The organism is Cellulomonas sp. SG140 (assembly GCF_025770785.1).
Taxonomy (GTDB): domain Bacteria; phylum Actinomycetota; class Actinomycetes; order Actinomycetales; family Cellulomonadaceae; genus Cellulomonas.
On record NZ_JANZLA010000012.1, the window covers coordinates 51,350 to 68,054 of the forward strand.

General features: G+C 73.6%; 11 protein-coding genes. 6 read left to right on the forward strand and 5 right to left on the reverse strand.

What is annotated here, in order from left to right; translation table 11 throughout:
* Positions 1-119: 119 nt before the first annotated feature.
* The 3 genes from N0B34_RS17255 to N0B34_RS17265 are packed head-to-tail and all read right to left on the reverse strand — an operon-like array spanning position 120 to position 3,447.
* Positions 120-1,130: a hypothetical protein gene (locus N0B34_RS17255; protein WP_263732512.1), complete on the reverse strand. Its 1,011-nt coding sequence runs from the start codon at positions 1,128-1,130 to the stop codon at positions 120-122.
* The gene (gene mnmA, locus N0B34_RS17260) at positions 1,127-2,254 is read right to left on the reverse strand and encodes a tRNA 2-thiouridine(34) synthase MnmA (protein WP_263732513.1); all 1,128 of its coding nucleotides are present in this window, start codon (positions 2,252-2,254) and stop codon (positions 1,127-1,129) included. The genes N0B34_RS17255 and mnmA overlap by 4 nt, the downstream gene beginning before the upstream one ends.
* Positions 2,254-3,447: a cysteine desulfurase family protein gene (locus N0B34_RS17265; protein ID WP_263732514.1), complete on the reverse strand. Its 1,194-nt coding sequence runs from the start codon at positions 3,445-3,447 to the stop codon at positions 2,254-2,256. The genes mnmA and N0B34_RS17265 overlap by 1 nt, the downstream gene beginning before the upstream one ends.
* 61 nt (positions 3,448-3,508) lie before the next feature.
* Here N0B34_RS17265 and N0B34_RS17270 point away from each other — a divergent pair, with 61 nt between their 5' ends.
* The gene (locus N0B34_RS17270; RefSeq protein WP_263732515.1) at positions 3,509-4,501 is read left to right on the forward strand and encodes a phosphotransferase; all 993 of its coding nucleotides are present in this window, start codon (positions 3,509-3,511) and stop codon (positions 4,499-4,501) included.
* Between the two features lie 47 nt (positions 4,502-4,548).
* Here the strand turns inward: N0B34_RS17270 and N0B34_RS17275 are convergent, their stop codons facing one another.
* Both N0B34_RS17275 and N0B34_RS17280 read right to left on the reverse strand, forming a co-directional pair.
* Positions 4,549-5,526, reverse strand: a complete 978-nt coding sequence (locus tag N0B34_RS17275) for an electron transfer flavoprotein subunit alpha/FixB family protein (RefSeq protein WP_263732516.1) — start codon at positions 5,524-5,526, stop codon at positions 4,549-4,551.
* A 20-nt stretch (positions 5,527-5,546) separates the two neighbouring features.
* Positions 5,547-6,344, reverse strand: a complete 798-nt coding sequence (locus tag N0B34_RS17280) for an electron transfer flavoprotein subunit beta/FixA family protein (RefSeq protein WP_263732517.1) — start codon at positions 6,342-6,344, stop codon at positions 5,547-5,549.
* Between the two features lie 120 nt (positions 6,345-6,464).
* Between N0B34_RS17280 and glgX the strand changes: the two genes are divergently transcribed.
* The 5 genes from glgX to glgB all read left to right on the forward strand — a co-directional run bounded on the left by glgX (position 6,465) and on the right by glgB (position 16,433).
* Entirely contained in the window at positions 6,465-8,654 is a 2,190-nt protein-coding gene (glgX, locus tag N0B34_RS17285) for a glycogen debranching protein GlgX (RefSeq protein WP_263732518.1), read from the forward strand.
* Positions 8,655-8,790: 136 nt separating this feature from the next.
* Complete coding sequence (locus N0B34_RS17290; protein WP_412175768.1) at positions 8,791-10,956, forward strand: alpha-1,4-glucan--maltose-1-phosphate maltosyltransferase; 2,166 nt, start codon at positions 8,791-8,793, stop codon at positions 10,954-10,956.
* On the forward strand, positions 10,953-12,692 hold the full coding sequence (gene treS, locus N0B34_RS17295) for a maltose alpha-D-glucosyltransferase (RefSeq protein WP_263732519.1): 1,740 nt from the start codon (positions 10,953-10,955) through the stop codon (positions 12,690-12,692). Before N0B34_RS17290 ends, treS begins: the two co-directional genes overlap by 4 nt.
* Positions 12,689-14,158 (forward strand): maltokinase N-terminal cap-like domain-containing protein, encoded by a 1,470-nt coding sequence (locus N0B34_RS17300; protein WP_263732520.1) that lies wholly within the window; start codon positions 12,689-12,691, stop codon positions 14,156-14,158. Before treS ends, N0B34_RS17300 begins: the two co-directional genes overlap by 4 nt.
* A gap of 88 nt (positions 14,159-14,246) precedes the next feature.
* Positions 14,247-16,433, forward strand: coding sequence for a 1,4-alpha-glucan branching protein GlgB (gene glgB, locus N0B34_RS17305; protein WP_263732521.1), 2,187 nt, complete (start codon positions 14,247-14,249; stop codon positions 16,431-16,433).
* Positions 16,434-16,705: the final 272 nt, after the last annotated feature.

A 16,705-nucleotide genomic window follows, 5' to 3' on the forward strand; every position in this document is an offset into this window, starting at 1 on the left:
GCCCGGTCTGGTTCGCCTCGCTCACGCGCACATCATGGTCCGCACCACCGACAGCCGCCGACCGGCACCGCACCGCCGGCCAGCGAGCGGCCCCGGAGCGCCGGCCACCGGTCGCACGCCTACCCGGCGGCGCGGTCCGCGACCCGCTGCGCGGCCTGCACCGTGTCCGCGAGCGCGCGGCGCGCGGACGGGGCACCGTCGCCGGCCGGGGCCATCAGCACCACGCCCTCGAGCTGCGCGGTGGCCAGCCCGATGCGCGACCACGGCCGCAGCAGCTGCTCCGCGTGCGCCGCGACGTCCACCGCCGCTCCCGACCCGCGCGGCGCCGGCGCGAGCTGAGCCCACAGCGCCGTCCCGGCCTCCACCGCACCGGCGAGCTGCTCCCAGCCCGCAGTTGGCAGGTCCCGGATCTCCACCGCCACGCCGTCGACCCCGGCCACGATCGCCGCGGCCAACCCCACCAGCGAGCTCCCGGTGTGCACCACCACGTCGCCGGCCCCGGCCGCACGAGCGGCGGCCGCCACCGCGGCGATGCGCTCACCGGCCACCTGCACCGGCACCGCACGCAACGTGGCCCGGCCGGAGAACGTCGGGACCCGAGCCTCGATCGCGGCCGCCAGCTCGGGCTCGTGGAGCAGCAGCGTCGGGGTCGCGCCCGGCACCGCACGGCGCAGCGACGCGAGATGGTCGGCGATACCTGCGGCCAACGACTCCGCCACGTCCCGGGAGGCGCCGGCGTCGCTCAGCACCCGGTCGCCCCGGGCGAGGTCCACGGACGCGGCCGTCGTCACGGGTCCGCACACGGGGACCACGAGCGGCCCGGACCAGCCGTGCGCCGCCACCGCGAGGGCGTCGACGTCGTCGCGCAGGTAGGAGCGGGTGCGCAGCAGGTCGCCGCCGGGCCGACCGGTCAGCCGCCAGCCGTGCGGGCCCAGCTCGGCCGGCAGGTCGACGAGCATCCCGAGGGCCCGTCCGAGCAGGTCGGACCACGGCCCGCGCTGGGTGAGCACCACCGCGAACGGCATCCCGGTGACACCCTCGGGCGGCGAAGCGAGCTCGCCGAGCACCACGTTCTGCGCCTCGAGCGCGTCCATCCCTGGCCACGGGCCGGGACCGCTGACCGCCGTCATGCGCGCACCGCGGAATCCCGACCCGTCGCAGCCGACGCCGGCCCAGCGGTCCCGGTGACCGTCGCCTGTCCCAGCACCCGGCTCCCCGCGTAGAGCACCAGGGACTGCCCCGGCGCCACGCCGCGCAGCGCGGCGTCCGCGTCCAGCGCGACCTCGACGCGGTCGTCCGCCCGGATGACCTGAGCGCCCACCGCCGCACCGTGCGCCCGCACCTGCACGTCGCACGCCGTCCCGGCAGCCGGCGCCTCGCCGAACCACACGGCACGGTCCGCCCGCACCGCGGTCACGGCAAGAGCCTCCGCCGGGCCGACCACGACCCGGTTCCGCACCGGCTCGACCGCGAGCACGTACCTCGGGCGGCCGTCCACCGCCGGCCGTCCCAGGTGCAGCCCACGCCGCTGCCCCACCGTGTAGGCGTACGCCCCGTCGTGCACCCCGACCACCGTGCCGTCGACGTCCACCACCTCGCCGGGGCGGGAGCCGAGCCGGTCCCTCAGGAACCCCTGGGTGTCCCCGTCGGCCACGAAGCAGATGTCGTAGGAGTCGGGCTTGGCCGAGACGGACAGACCGCGCCGGGCCGCCTCGGCGCGTGTCTGCTCCTTGGAGACGACGTCCCCGAGCGGGAACAGCGCACGTGCGAGCCGCTGCGGACCCATCACCGCCAGCACGTACGACTGGTCCTTGGCCGCGTCCCTCGCCCGGTGCAGCTCACGGGACCCGTCGGGACCGTCGACCACGCGCGCGTAGTGCCCCGTGCACACCGCGTCGAACCCGAGCGCCACGCCCTTGTCCAGCAGCGCCGAGAACTTGACGTGCTCGTTGCACCGCACGCACGGGTTCGGGGTGCGACCCGCCTGGTACTCGGACAGGAAGTCGGCGACCACCGTCTGCTCGAACTGCGTCGACAGGTCCCACACGTAGAACGGGATGCCCAGCACGTCCGCCGCGCGACGGGCGTCGCCGGCGTCCTCGATCGAGCAGCAGCCACGTGAGCCGGTGCGCAGCTGGTCGCGGTTGCGGGACAGGGCCATGTGCACCCCGACCACCTCGTGACCCGCGTCGACCGCGCGCGCTGCCGCCACCGCCGAGTCGACACCGCCGGACAGCGCCGCGAGCACCCGCATCAGGCCGGCACCGCCGCCCGCAGCGCCCGGCCGGCCGCCCGCGCGCGGTCCACGGCGGCCGGCAGCGCGGCGAGCAGGGCGTCGACGTCCTGCTCCGTGCTCGTGTGGCCCAGGCTGAACCGCAGCGCCCCGCGGGCGTCGTCCTCGCCGAGCCCCATGGCCAGCAGGACGTGGCTCGGCTGCGGGACCCCGGCCTGGCACGCGGACCCCGTGGACGCCTCGATCCCCGCCGAGTCCAGCAGGTACAGCAGCGAGTCGCCCTCGCACCCGTCGAAGGTGAAGTGGGCGTTCGCGGGCAGCCGTCGCGACGCCTCCGCCGGTCCCCGCAGCCGCGCCCCCGCCACACGGTCGAGCACCCCGGCGACCAACCGGTCGCGCAGCGCGCCGACGCGGACCGCGAGCTCCGGCATCACCGCCACCGCCTCCTGTGCCGCGACCGCGAACGAGGCCACCAGCGGAGCGTGCAGCGTGCCCGACCGCACGCCGCGCTCCTGACCTCCGCCGTGCAGCACGGGCGTCAGGTCGAGGCCGCGCCGGGCGAGCAGCGCACCGATGCCGCCCGGCCCACCCAGCTTGTGCGCGGTGACGGTCATCGCGTCGAGCCCCGATCCGGCGAAGTCGACGGGCACCTGGCCCACGGCCTGCACGGCGTCGGCGTGCACGGGGACGCCGTAGCGGTGCGCCAGCGCCACCACCTCGTCCACCGGCTGCAGTGCACCGACCTCGTTGTTGGCCCGCATCACCGACACGAGCGCCGTCCGGGAGCCGTGCTCCGCCAGCTCGGCCGCGAGCGCCGCCGTGTCCACCACGCCGTCCCCGTCGACCGGCAGCAGCACCACCTCGGCGCCCGCGTGCTCCGCCATCCAGAACGCCGGGTCGAGCACCGCGTGGTGCTCCACGCTGGACACCAGCAGCCGGCGTCGCTCGGGATCGGCGGTGCGCCGCGCCCAGAACAGGCCCTTCACCGCGAGGTTGTCGGCCTCCGTCCCCCCGGAGGTCAGGACGACCTCGCTGGGTCGGGCGCCCAGGGCGGCTGCGAGCCGCTCGCGACCCTCCTCGACCGTGCGCCGGGCGGCACGGCCGGACCCGTGCAGCGAGGACGGGTTCCCCGTGCGGGCCAGCTCGGCGGTGAGCGTCTCGACGGCGGCCGGGAGCATCGGTGTGGTGGCCGCGTGGTCGAGGTAGACGCTCACCGTGCGAGTCTACGAACCGGTGGATGGACGAACCGCCACCGGGACGGGACGGGCTGGCAGTATGACCTCCGTGGGTGCCGACGACGCCATCGCCCTGCCGCTTGCGTTCAGCGGTCAGCGGCTCGACTGGCGCGACCTGCCGACCCGCGTGCGCCGGGCGATCAGCACCCTGGCCGGCTCGCAGGTGACGGCGGAGATCACGGCGACGGAGGGCTTCTCCCCCGGCTTCGTGGCGGTGCTGGAGCTGGCGGACGGCGGCGACGTCTTCGTCAAGGCCGTCTCCGCCGAGATCAACCCCTCTTCCGTCGAGCTGGCGCGCCGCGAGATCGTCGTGGCCTCGGCGCTGCCTCCCGAGGTGCCCGCGCCTCGGCTGCTGTGGTCCGGCGAGGAGGACGGCTGGCTGCTGCTGGGCTTCGAGTCCGTGCACGGTCGCTCCCCCGAGATGCCGTGGCGGCCCAGCGACCTCGCCTCCGTCCTGGACGCCGTCGACGCGCTCGCGGACGCGGAGCCGCTGCCGGGGCACGGCCTGCCCCGCACCGACGACCTGCTGGCGGAGGACCTGACCGGCTGGCGCCGGCTGTTCCACGGACCGTCCGCTGACCGCGCGACGCTGGCGCAGCAGGGACCGGTCACGTTGTGGGCGCTGGAGCACCTCGACGACCTGGTGCGCTGGGAGCAGGACGCGCCGGGCGTCCTCGCCGGTGACGGGCTGGTGCACGGCGACCTTCGCGCGGACAACGTGATGATCGACGACCACCACCGCGTGTGGCTGATCGACTGGCCGCACGCCAGCGTCGGGGCGCCGTGGCTCGACCTGGCCTTCATGCTGCCGTCCGTCGAGCTGCAGGGCGGCGGCGACCCGGCCAGCATCTTCGCGTCCAGGGCGGTGTCGGACGGGGTCAGCCGCGACGACCTGCGGGCCGGGCTGGCCGGTCTCGCCGGGTACCTCGTCTGGGGGTCGCTGCAGCCCGCACCCGCGGGCGTTCCCAACCTTCGCCCGTTCCAGGCGGCTCAGGGCGAGGCGACGCTGCGCTGGCTGCGCGACCTGTCCTGACCCGGCCGCCGCGGCCCCGGGTGGCCGTCGTACCCGAGGGCCGGCGGTCAGCCGAGCAGCCGGCGAAGCTCCGCGGTCGCCTGCGGAAGCACCGTGAAGAGGTCTCCGACGACGCCGAAGTCGGCGATCTCGAAGATCGGCGCGTCCGGGTCGGAGTTCACCGCCACGATCGTGCCGGCGGCCTGCATGCCGCCGCGGTGGTGCACCGCGCCGGACACCCCGGCACCGATGTAGAGCCGCGGCGTCACGGTGACGCCGGTCTGCCCGATCTGCGCCTCCTTGGCGATCCAGCCCTCGTCCGTCGCCACCCGGGTGGCCCCGACGGCCGCGCCGAGCAGGTCGGCGAGCTCCTCGATGGGGCCGAAGTCGCCCTCCGTCCCGCGCCCGCCGACCACGACCACCTGCGCACCGGAGAGGTCGGGCCGGTCGGAGGGCGCCCGCTCGGTGCGTTCCACCAGCTCCACCCGCCGTGCCGCCGGGCTCACCGTCAGCTCGTGCTCGACCACGGCGGGCTCCGTCGGTGCCGCGACCGGCTCCGCGGGAACGGCGTTGGCCTTCACCGTCACCACGGCGGGCGCCCCGACCACGGAGCACCGGGTGGTCCAGGTCCCCGCGAGCACGGTCTTGCTCGCCACCGGCACGCCGTCCTGCAGCTGCACCCCGTCCGCATCCGTCACCACGCCGGCGCCGGTGGACGCGGCCAGGTGGGCTGCGACCTCCTTGCCCTCGAACGTCGAGGGGATCAGCACGAGTCCCGCCCCGGTCGCGCCCAGCACGGCCGTCACCGCCTCGGCGGTGACGGCGCTGAGCGCGGGATCGGCGTCCGGACGCACCACGTGCACCGCCGCGACACCGTGGGCAGCGAGGACCGCCAGCGCGTCGGGGCCCGGTCGGTCGCCCACCCAGGCGCCGAGCACGCCGCCGTCACCGGCCAGCGGGCGGGCGAGCGTCACCAGCTCCGCCGCCGAGGGTCGGAGCACGCCGTCGGCGGCGTGGTCGAGCAGCACCAGCACGGGGGAAGTCATCGCAGGTCCTCGGGTCCGGGTCAGACGAGCTTGTTCTCGACGAGGTAGGCCGCCAGGCGCACGCCGGCGTCCCCGCCGTCGGTCACCAGGACACGGTCCTCACGGGGTGGCCGCTCCGCAGCCTCGACCACCGCGGTCCGGGCCCCCGCCGCACCGACCTGGTCGGCCGCGATCCCGAGATCGGCCAGCGTCCACGTCGTCACCACCTTCTTGCGGGCGGCCATGATGCCCTTGAAACCGGGGTACCGGGGCTCGTTGGCGCTGTCGGTCACCGAGACGACGGCCGGCAGCGGTGCGCGCAGCAGCTCGACCGCGTGGTCCAGCTCGCGGCGGATCGTCACCGTGCCCGCCGTCTCGTCCACCATCACCTCGGTCGCCAAGGTCAACGCGGGCAGCTCGAGCAGGTCCGCCAGCACGGTCGGCACCAGGGACGTCAGGCCGTCGAGGGCTGCCATGCCGGTGAGCACCAGGTCCACCGGCTGCTGCTCGGACAGCCGGCGCACCGCGGCCGCGAGCACGCGGGCCGTGCTGACGGCATCCGAGCCGGCGATCGCGTCGTCGACGACGTGGACCGCCTCGTCGGCCCCCATCTGCAGGCCCCGGCGCACGGCGTCGACGGCGTCGTCCGGACCGACGGTCAGCACGACCACCTCTCCGTCCTCCGCCTCCTCGACCAGGGTGAGCGCGGCCTCGACGGCGTTCTCGTCCAGCTCGTTCAGCGTCCCGTCACCGCCGTCCCGGACCATGCGGCCATCGGGTCCGAGGGAACGCTCGGACTGGATGTCCGGCACGTGCTTCACGGCGACGAGGATCCTCACGGCCGGAACGTTACCCGGCGTCCCCGGCGCGGTCCCGAGGCGTCCGCTGCTCGTCGCATGCCGCAAGGACCGACGGTCCCAGGCGAGGCGTGTGCGGGCTCCCGCCGGCGGGCGGTGACAATGGGTCGCGTGAGCTCCCCGTCCCGACGACCGCCACGCCTCGGCGTGCACGTCGTCGACGACGGCATCGACGTCGCCGTGCTGGCCCCCCACGCCGACGCGATCGACCTGTGCCTGCTCGACGAGGGCGGCGAACGCCGCGTCCGGCTCGACGGTCCGTCGCTCGGCGTCTTCAGCGCTCACGTCCCCGGTGTGCAACCGGGCCAGCGGTACGGCTTCCGCGCCCATGGGCCGTGGGAGCCCTCCTACGGCCTGCGGTACAACCCGGCGAAGCTGCTGGTCGACCCCTACGCGCGCGGTCTGGTCGGCACGCTCGGCTACGGCCCGGCCACCTACGGTCACGTGGTCGACGACCAGCTCCGTGGAGACCCGCACGGTGCGGCGGACGGCCGCGACTCCGCCGCGCACGTCCCGCATGCCGTCGTCGTGGACACCCGCGACCTCGCCGGCCCCGACCCGGCCACCAACCGCCCCTGGACGCCCTGGCGCGACACCGTCGTGTACGAGGCGCACGTCAAGGGCCTCACCGCGCTGGCCGAGCACGTGCCGCCCGAGCTGCGCGGGACCTACGCGGGGCTGGCGCACCCGACGGTCATCGAGCACCTGGTGCGGCTCGGGGTGACCGCCGTCGAGCTTCTCCCGGTGCACGCGCACGCCTCGGAGCCGCACCTCGTCCGGCGGGGCCTGACCAACTACTGGGGCTACAACACCCTCGGCTTCTTCGCACCGCACGCCGCGTACGCCACCGAGCTGGCCCGGCGGCTGGGACCGGCGGCCGTCCTCGCCGAGCTCCGCACCGCTGTGCACGCCCTCCACGACGCGGGTCTCGAGGTGCTGCTCGACGTCGTCTACAACCACACCTGCGAGGGCGGGGCCGACGGCCAGCACCTGTCCTGGCGCGGTCTGGACAACGCCGTGTACTACGCCCACGACGGCAACATCCCGGCGGGGATGGTCGACGTCACCGGCTGCGGCAACACCCTGGACTTCCGGCGTCCCGAGGTGGTCGCCCTGACGATGGACTCGCTGCGGTACTGGGCCGACGTGGTAGGGGTCGACGGCTTCCGGTTCGACCTCGCGGTCACGCTGGGGCGCGGGACGCAGGGATTCACCCCGGACCACCCGTTGCTCGTCGCCGCCTCGACCGACCCGTCGCTGCACGCGCTCAAGCGGATCGCCGAGCCGTGGGACATCGGGCCCGGCGGCTGGCGAACAGGCCAGTTCCCGCCACCGTTCGGCGAGTGGAACGACCGGTTCCGCAACGCCGTCCGCTCCTTCTGGCTGGCCGACCCGGGCCGCGCCGCGCACGGCCTGCCGGGCCATCGTGTCCGCGAGGTCGCCACGCGCCTGTCCGGCTCCGTCGACCTGTTCGGCAACGGCACGCCGCCGCTGGCTCGCACGCCCACCGCTTCGGTCAACTTCCTGACGGCGCACGACGGCTTCACGCTCGCGGACCTCGTCGCCTACGAGCACAAGCACAACGCCGCGAACGGCGAGCAGAACCGCGACGGCAGCGACGACAACCGGTCCTGGAACCACGGCGTCGAGGGGCCGGTGCCGCCCGACTCACCGGGTGCCGACGTGCTCCCCCTGCGGCGACGCTCGATCCGCAACCTGCTCGGCACGCTGGTGCTCGCGGCCGGCACACCGATGATCACGGCCGGCGACGAGCTGGGCCGCACCCAGCGCGGCAACAACAACGCCTACTGCCAGGACTCCGAGCTGTCGTGGATGTCCTGGAAGCTGCCGCCCTGGCGACGCAACCTGCTCGAGACCGCCCGCCACCTGCTGGCCCTGCGCCGCGCCCACCCCGCGCTCCGGGCCACCGGCTTCTACACGGGTGAGCCGGCCGACGACGGCGAGGCGCCGGACCTGGCCTGGTTCGGCCCCGACGGAGCGCCGTTCGACCACGCCCGCTGGCACGACGCGTCGATCCGCACGTTCCAGATGGTCCGCACGACGGCCGCTCCCGAGTCCGACTCCGTCCTCGTCGTCGTCAACGGCGCCCTGGACCAGCTGGCGGTGCGGCTGCCGCCCGACCACGTCGCGCGGTGGCAGCTGGCGTGGGACTCGGTGTGGGAGCACCCCCGCGAGGAGCGCCTGACGGCGATCGCGGGCGGTCTGCACGCGAGCGTGGGCGAGAGCGTGGTCCTCGAGCCGCTGAGCATGCGCGTCTACGTCCGCGCCTGAGCGGTACCACCACCCACCTGCGCCCCGCCGGCCGCGCTGCCGCTCCGGGGCACCGGGGCACCCCCTGACCAGGACACGCGTCCAGCGACGTCCCGTGCGGATGCCCACCTGCGGCGCGGGCGGATAGGTTCGGACCGTGCGACCGTCGTCGTCCCCGTCCCCCCGTCCGCAGCCCGAGCCCACGGTGGCGCGCGGGGTCCCCGCAACCCCTGCGGCCGCTCCGGCGCGCCGTGCGACCGCCTCGAGCGCGCCTGCACGGCACGCCACGGTGGACGCGGTCCCGGCGGTGCCGCCCGACGAGCCACCCGTCCGCATCGGGCGCATCCCGGTGCTGGACGTGGCGCCGGTCGCGGAGGAGGGCCGGTTCCCGGCGAAGGCGGTGGTCGGCGAGGCCGTCCCGGTCCAGGCGACCGTCTTCCGCGAGGGCCACGACGCGTTCGGCGCCACAGTCGTGCTGATCCGGCCGGACGGCGAGGTGCACCAGCGGGTCCGCATGACGGAGGTGCTCAAGGGGCTCGACCGGTACGAGGCCCGGGTCGTCCCGGACGCCACGGGCGACTGGTCGTTCCGGGTCGAGGGCTGGTCGGACCCGTACGGCACGTGGGCCCACGACGCAGGGATCAAGGTGCCGGCCGGCATCGACGCCGAGCTGATGCTCACCGAGGGCGCACGGGTGCTGACGCGCGCCGCCGAGCGCACCGGGGCGGACGCGATGCCCGAGCAGGACGCGGTGGTGGTGCAGGACGCCGCGGCGGCCCTGCGGGACCGCGAGCGCCCCGCCGACGAGCGCCTCGGTGTCGCGCTGTCCGACGCCGTCCGGGACGCGCTCGCCCGTACGCCGCTGCGCGACCTCGTCTCGCCGTCCGCCGACTACCCGCTCGTCGTGCACCGCCAGCTCGCCCTGGCCGGCTCGTGGTACGAGCTGTTCCCCCGGTCCCACGGCGCGCACGTCGACCCGGAGACCGGGCGCTGGGTCTCGGGGACGCTCCGCACCGCCGCCGAGCAGCTGCCGCGCATCGCCTCGATGGGATTCGACGTCGTCTACCTCACGCCGATCCACCCGATCGGCACGACGTTCCGCAAGGGCCGCAACAACACGCTCGTCGCCGAGCCCGGCGACCCGGGCTCCCCCTACGCGATCGGCTCGGCCGCCGGTGGTCACGACGCGATCGAGCCGAGCCTGGGGACGTTCGACGACTTCGACGCCTTCGTGGCATCCGCCCTAGGGCTCGGCCTCGAGGTGGCCCTGGACCTCGCCCTGCAGTGCTCGCCGGACCACCCGTGGGTCCGCGAGCACCCGGAGTGGTTCACCACGCGGGCCGACGGCTCGATCGCCTACGCCGAGAACCCGCCCAAGAAGTACCAGGACATCTACCCGCTCAACTTCGACAACGACCCCGAGGGGATCTACGCCGAGATCCACCGCGTCGTGGAGCTGTGGATCAGCCACGGGGTCACGGCGTTCCGCGTGGACAACCCGCACACCAAGCCGCTGCGGTTCTGGGAGCGGCTGCTCGCGGAGGTGGCCCGGGACCATCCGGACGTGATCTTCCTGGCGGAGGCCTTCACCAGGCCGGCGATGATGCTGGCGCTCGCCAAGGTCGGGTTCCACCAGTCGTACACGTACTTCTCCTGGCGCAACACGAAGGAGGAGCTGGAGGAGTACATCGCCACCGTCGCGGGCCCGGACGGCGCGTGGATGCGCCCCAGCTTCTGGCCGACGACGCACGACATCCTCCCCCCGTACCTGCAGGCCACCGGTCTGGGCGGGTTCGCCGTCCGGGCGGTGCTGGCCGCGACGGGCTCGCCGACGTGGGGCATCTACTCCGGCTACGAGCTCGTCGAGCACATCCCGCGTCCGGGCGTCGAGGAGCAGATCGACAACGAGAAGTACGAGTTCCGCCCCCGCGACTGGTCGCAGGCGGACCGCTACGGCATCGCGCTGCTGATCGGCCGGCTGAACGCGGTGCGGCGCGCCCACCCGGCGCTCCAGCAGCTGCGTGACGTGCGCGTGCACCCGACGACGGACGACGCCCTGGTCTGCTTCTCCCGCCACGTCGCGGCGGAGGACTCCGCGACCGGTGTGGCGGACACGGTGGTGGTCGTCGTGAACCTCGACCCGTTCCACCCGCGGGAAGGCATGGTCCTGCTGGACCTGGAGGCGCTCGGGCTGCCTGCGCTCGGCCCGGTCCGAGCGCACGACCTGCTGACCGATGCCACGTTCTGGTGGGGCCCCGAGGCGTTCGTCCGGCTCGACCCGACCGTCAGCTGCGCCCACGTGGTGCACGTGGACGTGCCGTGACCGAGCCACCACCGACCACCGCCGCCCTGGCGCTGCACGGCCTGCCCGCGCGCCGCCAGCCGCAGGTGCCCGCCGGCGAGCTGCCGGGCGCCCCGACGCCGGACTCCCAGTGGTACCGCACCGCCGTGTTCTACGAGGTGATGCTGCGGTGCTTCTCCGACTCGCGGGGTGAGGGCTCGGGCGACATCCAGGGCCTGATCCAGCGCCTGGACTACCTGCAGTGGCTCGGCATCGACTGCCTGTGGCTGCCGCCGTTCTACCCGTCGCCCCTGCGTGACGGTGGCTACGACGTGGCGGACTACACGGCCGTCGCGGCGCAGTACGGCTCGATCGCCGACTTCACCGAGCTGGTGCAGCAGACCCACGCCCGCGGCATGCGGATCGTCGTCGACCTGGTGATGAACCACACCAGCGACCAGCACCCGTGGTTCCAGGCGTCGCGCGCCGACCCCGACGGTCCGTACGGCGACTTCTACGTCTGGCGCGACGACAACGCCGGCTACCCGGATGCCCGCATCATCTTCGTCGACACCGAGACGTCGAACTGGACGTTCGACCCCGTCCGGCGCCAGTACTTCTGGCACCGGTTCTTCAGCCACCAGCCGGACCTCAACTTCGAGAACCCCCGCGTGGCGGAGGCGATGCTCGACGTCGGCCGCTTCTGGCTGAACCTCGGCGTCGACGGGTTCCGGCTCGACGCGGTCCCCTACCTGTTCGAGGCGGAGGGCACCAACTGCGAGAACCTGCCGGCCACGCACGCGTTCCTGCGCCGGGTCCGGCGGATGCTCGACGAGGAGTTCCCGGGCCGGATCATGCTCGCCGAGGCGAACCAGTGGCCGGAGGACGTCGTCGACTACTTCGGCACGCCGGAGGAGCCGGAGTGCCACATGTGCTTCCACTTCCCGGTGATGCCGCGCATCTTCTACGCGCTGCGCGACCAGCGCGCGACGCCGATCGTCGACATCCTCGCGGACACGCCGCCGATCCCGGCCGGCGGCCAGTGGAGCACCTTCCTGCGCAACCACGACGAGCTCACCCTCGAGATGGTGTCCACCGAGGAGCGCGCCGCCATGTACGGCTGGTACGCCCAGGACTCGCGGATGCGGGCCAACGTCGGCATCCGCCGCCGGCTGGCCCCGCTGCTGGACAACTCCCGCAAGGAGATCGAGCTGGCCCACGCCCTGCTCCTGTCGCTACCAGGCAGCCCCTGCCTGTACTACGGCGACGAGATCGGCATGGGCGACAACATCTGGCTCGCGGACCGCGACTCCGTCCGCACCCCGATGCAGTGGACCCCGGACCGCAACGCGGGCTTCTCCACGGTCGACCCCGGCAAGCTCTACCTCCCGCTGGTCCAGTCCCTGGTGCACCACTACGCCCACGTCAACGTCGAGGCGCAGCTGGCCCAGCCCACCTCGTTGCTGCACTGGGTCAAGGGCATGCTCGCCGTCCGCCGCCGCTACCCGGCGCTCGGCATGGGTGACTTCACGGTGGTGCCGTGCGACAACGACTCGATCATCGCCTTCCTGCGCCGGACGCCGACGCAGACCGTGCTGGTCGTGGCCAACCTCGCCTCGACGGCCCGCGCCGCCCGCGTCACGCTCCCCGGTGCCGCAGGGTCCGCGCTGCGCGACGTCTTCGGCGGTGCTCCGTTCCCCGCCGTGGGTCCGGACGACGCGTGCACGTTCACGCTCGGCTCGCGCGACTTCTACTGGCTGGAGGTGATCGCCCCGTGACGCTCACCGCGACGGCAGGGTCGGCCGACCTCCCCCTCGAGCCGCTGACGGAGCTCGTCCGGACGTGGTTGCCGACGCGTCGCTGGTACCCCGCCAAGGGGGCCGAGGCGCAGCTCGACGTGGTCGCCACGCTGCTGCTCGACGACGACGCCGTGCGCATCCCGCTGGTTCGGGTGCGCTTCGGTTCGGTCGACACGCTGCTCCAGGTGCCGCTCGTGCTCGAACGGCTGGCTCCGAGCGCCACGGCGCCGGCCGACCCGTCACGGCCTGTCGACCTGCCAGAGCCCGCCGACCTGCCATCCGTCGACCTACCATCCGTCGACCTGCCATCCGTCGACCTGCCACCCGTCGGCGACCCCGAGGCCGTCGGCCGGATCGGCGACACGCTGCTCCTGGACGGCACCGGCCATCCCGCGTTCCTGCGCGCGTGGCTCGCCGCCGCCGACGGCCCTGACGGCCGTGCGCCGGCCGACCTGGACCCCACCACCGCCCGTGTCATCACGGGCGAGCAGTCGAACACGTCCGTGGTGCTGCGCCGCGCCGGTGACGAGCTCCAGGCGCCCGCCGTGGGCATCCTCAAGGTGTTCCGCACGCTGGCCGCGGGACCGAACCCGGACGTGGACGTCCCGCGCCGGCTCGTCGAGGTCGGCTGGGACGGGGTGCCTGCGCCGCTCGGCTGGTTGGCCGGACGTTGGCCTGACGCCGGCGGGCAGCTGGTCGAGGGGTACCTCGGCGCGCTCTCGGCCTTCGTCCCCGGGGCGCGGGACGGCTTCGAGCTCGCGTGCGAGCTCGCCGGTGCCGGGGCGCCGTTCGACGACGAGGCCGGCCAGCTCGGCACCCTGATCGCCGGCATGCACGAGGCCCTCGTCCAGGGCTTCGGTGCGGAACCCAGTGGTGCCCCGCACGACGACGGTGCCGCGGGTCCGGAGCAGGTAGCCCGCCAGCTGGAGGACCGCTTCGCCTGGGCCGCCGACTCGGTGCCCGCGCTGCAGGAGTACAGAGACGCCGTCCACGGCGTCGCCGCTCGCGTCCGTGCCCTCCCGGACGCACCACCGCGGCAGCGGGTCCACGGTGACCTGCACCTGGGCCAGGTGCTCCGATCGGCGGATCGGTGGGTGGTGACCGACTTCGAGGGTGAGCCGTTGGCACCGCTCGCCATGCGCACCCGCCCGGACCTCGCCGTACGGGACGTCGCAGGCATGCTGCGGTCCTTCGACTACGCAGCGGCCGTCGGTGGCCTGCACCACGAGGCGGCGCACGCCTGGTCCGGTACCGCCCGCGACGCCCTCCTGGCCCGGTACGACGAGACGGCGGGGACCTCCCTGGCCACGGGCGAGGGCTCGTCGGCGGTGCTCCTGACGGCCTTGGAGCTGGACAAGGCGCTGTACGAGGCGGTCTACGAGCAGCGCAACCGTCCCGACTGGTTGCACATCCCCCTGGCCGGGCTGGACCGGCTGCTCCGCTGAGGGACGCCGAGCTCGCCGGTCGCGGGCCCGCTCCGCGTGTCCCGTGCGCCCACCTGCAGGGACGTCGCTCCGGTGGTTGGCTAGGGCAATGACCTCGGTCGCACCCTCCCCGGTCCCCGTCGACGCCGACACCCTGAGGGCGGTCGCGTCAGGCCTGTACTACGACCCCCACGGCGTGCTGGGCGCCCATCCCGGCGAGCACGGCGTGACCATCCGCACGCTGCGGCCCCTCGCGGACAGCGTCGCCGTGGTGACGGACGGAGGGCAGACGGAGGCCCGCCACGAGCAGGACGGGATCTGGGTCGCCGTCCTCGACGCCGACACCGTCCCCGCCTACCGCCTCGCGGTCACCTACGGCGACACCACGACCCTGGTCGACGAGCCCTACCGCTACCTGCCGACGCTCGGCGAGGTGGACCTCCACCTGATCCGCGAGGGCCGTCACGAGCAGCTCTGGACGGTCCTCGGTGCGGCCGTCCGGCGTTACCCGGACCCGCTGGGCGACGTGACCGGTACGTCCTTCGCCGTCTGGGCACCCAACGCCCGCGCCGTCCGCGTCATCGGCGACTTCAACTACTGGCAGGGTGCGCAGCACGCGATGCGTTCACTGGGCGACAGCGGCGTCTGGGAGCTGTTCGTGCCCGGCGTCACCGCGGGGGCGCGCTACAAGTTCGAGATCGTCGGGGCCGACGGCACCTGGCGGCAGAAGGCCGACCCGATGGCACGCGGCACCGAGGTGCCGCCCGCCACGGCCTCCGTCGTCGTCGACTCGCAGTTCACGTGGTCGGACGACGCGTGGTTGGCCCATCGCGCGAGCACCGACCCGCACACCGGTCCTCTCTCCATCTACGAGGTCCACCTGGGCTCGTGGCGGCAGGGCCTCTCGTACCGCGACCTCGCCACGCAGCTGACCGACTACGTGCGTCAGACCGGGTTCACCCACGTGGAGTTCATGCCGGTCGCGGAGCACCCGTTCGGCGGCTCATGGGGGTACCAGGTCTCGTCGTACTACGCGCCGACCTCCCGCTTCGGCCACCCGGACGATCTCCGCTACCTCGTCAACGCCCTCCACGAGGCCGGCATCGGCGTGATCATCGACTGGGTGCCCGCCCACTTCCCCAAGGACGACTGGAGCCTCGGTCGGTTCGACGGGACGTCGCTCTACGAGGATCCCGACCCGCTGCGCGGCGAGCACCCCGACTGGGGCACGTACATCTTCAACTTCGGCCGTGCCGAGGTCCGCAACTTCCTCGTCGCCAATGCGACCTACTGGTTCGAGGAGTTCCACGTCGACGGTCTCCGCGTCGACGCCGTCGCCTCGATGCTGTACCTCGACTACTCGCGCAAGGACGGTCAGTGGCGGCCGAACCAGTACGGCGGCCGCGAGAACCTCGACGCCATCTCGTTCCTCCAGGAAGCGAACGCGACGGCATACCGACGCACGCCTGGTGTCCTGATGATCGCCGAGGAGTCCACGGCATGGGGCGGTGTGACGGCGCCGACCGACCACGGAGGCCTCGGCTTCGGCCTGAAGTGGAACATGGGCTGGATGAACGACACGCTCCGCTACATGGCGGAGCAACCCGTGCACCGCAGCTACCACCACGGCGAGATCACGTTCTCCATGGTGTACGCCTACTCCGAGCAGTTCATCCTGCCCCTCTCGCACGACGAGGTGGTGCACGGCAAGGGGTCCCTCTACGCCCGGATGCCCGGCGACCACTGGCAGAAGACGGCGAACGTCCGCGCCCTCTTCGCGTACCAGTGGACGCACCCGGGCAAGCAGCTGATCTTCATGGGCGACGAGTTCGCGCAGCAGGGCGAATGGTCGGAGGCGGACTCCCTGTGGTGGGGCCAGCTCGACGACCCCAAGCACGCCGGAGTTCAGCGGCTCGTACGCGACCTCAACACGCTCTACCGAGCACAGCCGGCGCTCTGGAAGCTCGACCACAAGCCCGAAGGCTTCGAATGGATCGACTCGAACGACTCCCAGCGAAACACGCTCGCCTATCTCCGCAAGGCACCGGGCGCACCGACTGCCGTCGTGGTCGTCAACTTCGCCGGGATACCGCACGAGCAGTACCGCCTCGCGCTACCTGGAGCCGGCACCTGGACCGAAGCGCTCAACACCGACGCCCCGATCTACGGCGGCTCCGGTGTCGGCAACCTCGGACAGATCACCGCTGATCCGGTGCCCCACTACGGACGCCCCTTCTCGGCCAGCGTCCGCATCCCGCCTCTCGGTGCGGTGGTCTTCATCGCCGACAACAGCTGACACCGCCAGCGAAACCCGACCGCGACATCAGCCCGCCCGCAAACAGCACCGCGGCCGACCCGTCGGCGCACGTCCAGGCTGCACGCCCAGGGTCACGGGCCTGACGCGCGCCGCCACCGTCGGCCGGCCGACGGTGGCGGGTCGATGGGTGTGGGTGAATGCAGAAAGGCCCACCCGGTTGCGGGTGGGCCTTTCTGGAATGGTGTTCGGCGGCGTCCTACTCTCCCACATCCTGGCGGGTGCAGTACCATCGGCGCTGAAGGGCTTAGCTT